This is a genomic window from Pseudomonas sp. 203-8, from assembly GCF_020708595.1.
GTDB lineage: Bacteria > Pseudomonadota > Gammaproteobacteria > Pseudomonadales > Pseudomonadaceae > Pseudomonas > Pseudomonas aeruginosa.
In genome coordinates this window covers 1-4,721 of sequence record NZ_JAJFDF010000022.1, presented here as the reverse complement: position 1 = coordinate 4,721, position 4,721 = coordinate 1, and the positions used below count along the sequence as shown (strand labels likewise).

The following is a 4,721-nucleotide window of genomic DNA, read 5'->3' as shown; positions in this document are numbered from 1 at the left end:
ATGGACGATCTATTGCAACGCGTACGGCGCTGCGAAGCGCTGCAGCAACCCGAATGGGGCGATCCGTCGCGCCTGCGCGACGTGCAGGCGTACCTGCGCGGCAGTCCGGCGCTGATCCGCGCCGGCGACATCCTGGCCCTGCGCGCGACCCTGGCGCGGGTCGCCCGCGGCGAGGCGCTGGTGGTGCAGTGCGGCGACTGCGCCGAGGACATGGACGACCACCATGCCGAGAACGTGGCGCGCAAGGCCGCCGTGCTGGAACTGCTGGCCGGCGCCCTGCGCCTGGCCGGCCGGCGGCCGGTGATCCGCGTCGGGCGCATCGCCGGGCAGTACGCCAAGCCGCGTTCCAAGCCGCACGAGCAGGTCGGCGAGCAGACCCTGCCGGTCTATCGCGGCGACATGGTCAACGGCCGCGAGGCCCATGCCGAGCAGCGCCGGGCCGATCCGCAGCGGATCCTCAAGGGCTATGCGGCGGCGCGCAACATCATGCGCCACCTGGGCTGGGACGCCGCGTCCGGGCAGGAGGCGAATGCCTCGCCGGTCTGGACCAGCCACGAGATGCTGCTGCTCGACTACGAGCTGTCGATGCTGCGCGAGGACGAGCAGCGCCGGGTCTACCTCGGTTCGACCCACTGGCCGTGGATCGGCGAGCGCACCCGCCAGGTCGACGGTGCCCATGTGGCGCTGCTGGCCGAGGTGCTCAACCCGGTGGCCTGCAAGGTCGGCCCGGAGATCGGCCGCGACCAGTTGCTGGCGCTCTGCGAGCGCCTCGATCCGCGCCGCGAGCCGGGGCGCCTGACGCTGATCGCGCGGATGGGCGCGCAGAAGGTCGGCGAGCGCCTGCCGCCGCTGGTGGAGGCGGTGCGCGCGGCCGGGCACCCGGTGATCTGGCTGAGCGACCCGATGCACGGCAACACCATCGTCGCGCCCTGCGGCAACAAGACCCGCCTGGTGCGCAGCATCGCCGAGGAGGTGGCGGCGTTCCGCCTGGCGGTGTCCGGCTCCGGCGGCGTGGCCGCCGGGCTGCACCTGGAGACCACCCCGGACGACGTCACCGAGTGCGTCGCCGATTCCAGCGGCCTGCACCAGGTCAGCCGGCACTACACCAGCCTCTGCGATCCGCGGCTGAACCCCTGGCAGGCGCTCAGCGCGGTGATGGCCTGGTCCGGCGCAGAAGCGATCCCGAGCGCAACCTTCCCCCTGGAGACCGTGGCATGAGCGGCATTCCCGAAATCACCGCCTATCCCTTGCCGACTGCCCAGCAGTTGCCGGCCAACCTGGCGCGCTGGAGCCTGGAGCCGCGGCGCGCGGTGCTGCTGGTGCACGACATGCAGCGCTACTTCCTGCGCCCGCTGCCCGAGAGCCTGCGCGCCGGGCTGGTGGCCAACGCCGCGCGGCTGCGCCGCTGGTGCGTCGAGCAGGGCGTGCAGATCGCCTACACCGCCCAGCCGGGCAGCATGACCGAGGAGCAGCGCGGCCTGCTCAAGGACTTCTGGGGGCCGGGCATGCGCGCCAGTCCGGCCGACCGCGAGGTGGTCGAGGAGCTGGCGCCGGGGCCGGACGACTGGCTGCTGACCAAGTGGCGCTACAGCGCCTTCTTCCACTCCGACCTGCTCCAGCGGATGCGCGCCGCCGGCCGCGACCAGTTGGTGCTGTGCGGCGTATACGCCCACGTCGGGGTGCTGATCTCCACGGTCGACGCCTACTCCAACGACATCCAGCCGTTCCTGGTGGCCGACGCCATCGCCGACTTCAGCGAGGCGCACCACCGCATGGCCCTGGAATACGCCGCCAGCCGCTGCGCGATGGTGGTCACCACCGACGAGGTGCTGGAATGAACGCCCTGCCCACATCGCTGTTGCAGCGCCTGCTCGAACGGCCGGCGCCGTTCGCCTTGCTCTACCGCCCGGAAAGCAATGGCCCGGGCCTGCTCGACGTGATCCGCGGCGAGGCGCTCGAACTGCACGGCCTGGCCGACCTGCCGCTGGACGAGCCCGGCCCGGGCCTGCCGCGCCATGACCTGCTGGCGCTGATTCCCTACCGGCAGATCGCCGAGCGCGGCTTCGAGGCGCTCGACGACGGCACGCCGCTGCTGGCGCTGAAGGTCCTGGAGCAGGAACTGCTGCCGCTGGAGCAGGCCCTGGCGCTGCTGCCGAACCAGGCGCTGGAACTGAGCGAGGAAGGTTTCGACCTCGACGACGAGGCCTACGCCGAAGTGGTCGGGCGGGTCATCGCCGACGAGATCGGTCGCGGCGAAGGCGCCAACTTCGTGATCAAGCGGCGCTTCCAGGCGCGCATCGACGGCTACGCCACGGCCAGCGCGCTGAGTTTCTTCCGCCAGTTGCTGCTGCGCGAGAAGGGCGCCTACTGGACCTTCATCGTCCACACCGGCGAACGCACCCTGGTCGGCGCCTCGCCCGAGCGACACATCAGCGTGCGCGACGGCCTGGCGGTGATGAACCCGATCAGCGGCACCTACCGCTACCCGCCGGCCGGGCCGAACCTGGCCGAGGTCATGGAATTCCTCGACAACCGCAAGGAAGCCGACGAGCTGTACATGGTGGTGGACGAGGAGCTGAAGATGATGGCGCGGATCTGCGAGGACGGCGGCCGGGTGCTCGGTCCCTACCTCAAGGAGATGGCGCACCTGGCGCACACCGAGTACTTCATCGAGGGCCAGACCAGCCGCGACGTGCGCGAGGTGCTGCGCGAGACGCTGTTCGCCCCGACCGTCACCGGCAGCCCGCTGGAAAGCGCCTGCCGGGTGATCCGCCGCTACGAGCCGCAGGGTCGCGGCTACTACAGCGGGGTGGCGGCGCTGATCGGCGGCGATGGCCAGGGCGGGCGCACGCTGGACTCGGCGATCCTGATCCGCACCGCCGAGATCGAGGGCGACGGCCGCCTGCGCATCGGCGTCGGCTCGACCATCGTGCGTCACTCCGATCCCCTGGGCGAGGCGGCGGAAAGCCGGGCCAAGGCTTCCGGGCTGATCGCCGCGCTGAAGAGCCAGGCGCCGCAGCGCCTGGGCTCGCACCCGCACGTGGTGGCGGCGCTGGCCAGCCGCAACGCGCCGATCGCCGACTTCTGGCTGCGCGGCGCCAGCGAGCGCCAGCAGTTGCAGGCCGACCTGTCCGGACGCGAGGTGCTGATCGTCGATGCCGAGGACACCTTCACCTCGATGATCGCCAAGCAGCTCAAGTCGCTGGGCCTGACGGTGACCGTGCGCGGCTTCCAGGAGCCGTACTCGTTCGACGGCTACGACCTGGTGATCATGGGCCCCGGCCCGGGCAACCCCACCGAGATCGGCCAGCCGAAGATCGGCCACCTGCACCTGGCCATCCGTTCGCTGCTCAGCGAGCGCCGGCCGTTCCTCGCCGTGTGCCTGAGCCACCAGGTGCTGAGCCTGTGCCTGGGCCTGGACCTGCAACGCCGGCAGGAGCCCAACCAGGGCGTGCAGAAACAGATCGACCTGTTCGGCGCCGCCGAGCGCGTCGGCTTCTACAACACCTTCGCCGCGCGCGCCTTGCAGGACCGCATCGAGATTCCCGAGGTCGGCCCGATCGAGATCAGCCGCGACCGCGAGACCGGCGAGGTCCATGCCCTGCGCGGGCCGCGCTTCGCCTCCATGCAATTCCACCCCGAATCGGTGCTGACCCGCGAGGGTCCGCGCATCATCGCCGACCTGCTGCGTCACGCGCTGGTCGAGCGGCGGCCCTGAGCCAGGAGAGCCCATGCACAGATATGTCGTGATAGACGCCTTCGCCAGCGAACCGCTGCAAGGCAACCCGGTGGCGGTGTTCTTCGACTGCGACGACCTCAGCGGCGAGCGCATGCAGCGCATGGCGCGGGAGATGAACCTGTCGGAGAGCACCTTCGTGCTCCGCCCGCAACAGGACGGCGACGCGCGCATCCGCATCTTCACCCCGGTCAACGAACTGCCGTTCGCCGGCCACCCGCTGCTGGGCACCGCCATCGCCCTGGGCGCCGAGACCGACAAGGACAGGCTGTTCCTGGAGACCAGGATGGGCACCGTGCCCTTCGCCCTGGAGCGCCAGGACGGCAAGGTGGTGGCCTGCAGCATGCAGCAGCCGATCCCCACCTGGGAGCACTTCAGCCGCCCGGCCGAGCTGCTTGCCGCCCTCGGCCTGAAGGGCTCGACCTTTCCCATCGAGGTCTACCGCAACGGCCCGCGCCACGTGTTCGTCGGCCTGGAGAGCGTCGCCGCGCTGTCCGCGCTGCACCCCGACCACCGCGCGCTGTGCGACTTCCCGGACCTGGCGGTGAACTGCTTCGCCGGCGCCGGGCGGCACTGGCGCAGCCGCATGTTCTCGCCGGCCTACGGCGTGGTCGAGGACGCCGCCACCGGTTCCGCCGCCGGGCCGCTGGCGATCCACCTGGCGCGCCACCGGCAGATTCCCTACGGGCAGCAGATCGAGATCCTCCAGGGCGTCGAGATCGGCCGGCCGTCGCGCATGTACGCCCGCGCCGAGGGCGCCGGCGAGCGGGTCTCGGCGGTGGAAGTGTCGGGCAACGGCGCGGCCTTCGCCGAAGGCCGGGCCTACCTGTGAACGGGCAGAACGGAGGAACGCCGTGATGGGCGTCAACGCGAACATTTCCGAGTCCCTCACCGGGACCATCGAAGCCCCTTTCCCGGAGTTCGAGGCGCCGCCGGCGAACCCCATGGAGGTGCTGCGCAACTGGCTGGAACGCGCCCGCCGCTA

4 protein-coding genes and 1 pseudogene are annotated in these 4,721 nt (G+C 71.2%); all 5 read left to right on the top strand.

Annotated features, from left to right (window positions below; genetic code table 11):
• On the top strand, window positions 1-1,218 hold the full coding sequence (gene phzC, locus LJF27_RS30310; protein ID WP_003093621.1) for a phenazine biosynthesis protein PhzC: 1,218 nt from the start codon (window positions 1-3) through the stop codon (window positions 1,216-1,218).
• Window positions 1,215-1,838: a phenazine biosynthesis protein PhzD gene (gene phzD, locus LJF27_RS30305; RefSeq protein WP_003093625.1), complete on the top strand. Its 624-nt coding sequence runs from the start codon at window positions 1,215-1,217 to the stop codon at window positions 1,836-1,838. Before phzC ends, phzD begins: the two co-directional genes overlap by 4 nt.
• Entirely contained in the window at window positions 1,835-3,718 is a 1,884-nt protein-coding gene (phzE, locus tag LJF27_RS30300; protein ID WP_003118954.1) for a phenazine biosynthesis protein PhzE, read from the top strand. The genes phzD and phzE overlap by 4 nt, the downstream gene beginning before the upstream one ends.
• Before the next feature lie 13 nt (window positions 3,719-3,731).
• Window positions 3,732-4,568, top strand: a complete 837-nt coding sequence (phzF, locus tag LJF27_RS30295) for a phenazine biosynthesis protein PhzF (RefSeq protein WP_003093628.1) — start codon at window positions 3,732-3,734, stop codon at window positions 4,566-4,568.
• Between the two features lie 25 nt (window positions 4,569-4,593).
• A pseudogene (locus tag LJF27_RS30290) lies at window positions 4,594-4,721 on the top strand (phenazine biosynthesis protein); the annotation flags it as partial.

Coding starts and splice junctions, on each gene's coding strand:
- phzC (WP_003093621.1), top strand. CDS start 1: ATGGACGATCTATTGCAACGCGTACGGCGCTGCGAAGCGCTGCAGCAA.
- phzD (WP_003093625.1), top strand. CDS start 1,215: ATGAGCGGCATTCCCGAAATCACCGCCTATCCCTTGCCGACTGCCCAG.
- phzE (WP_003118954.1), top strand. CDS start 1,835: ATGAACGCCCTGCCCACATCGCTGTTGCAGCGCCTGCTCGAACGGCCG.
- phzF (WP_003093628.1), top strand. CDS start 3,732: ATGCACAGATATGTCGTGATAGACGCCTTCGCCAGCGAACCGCTGCAA.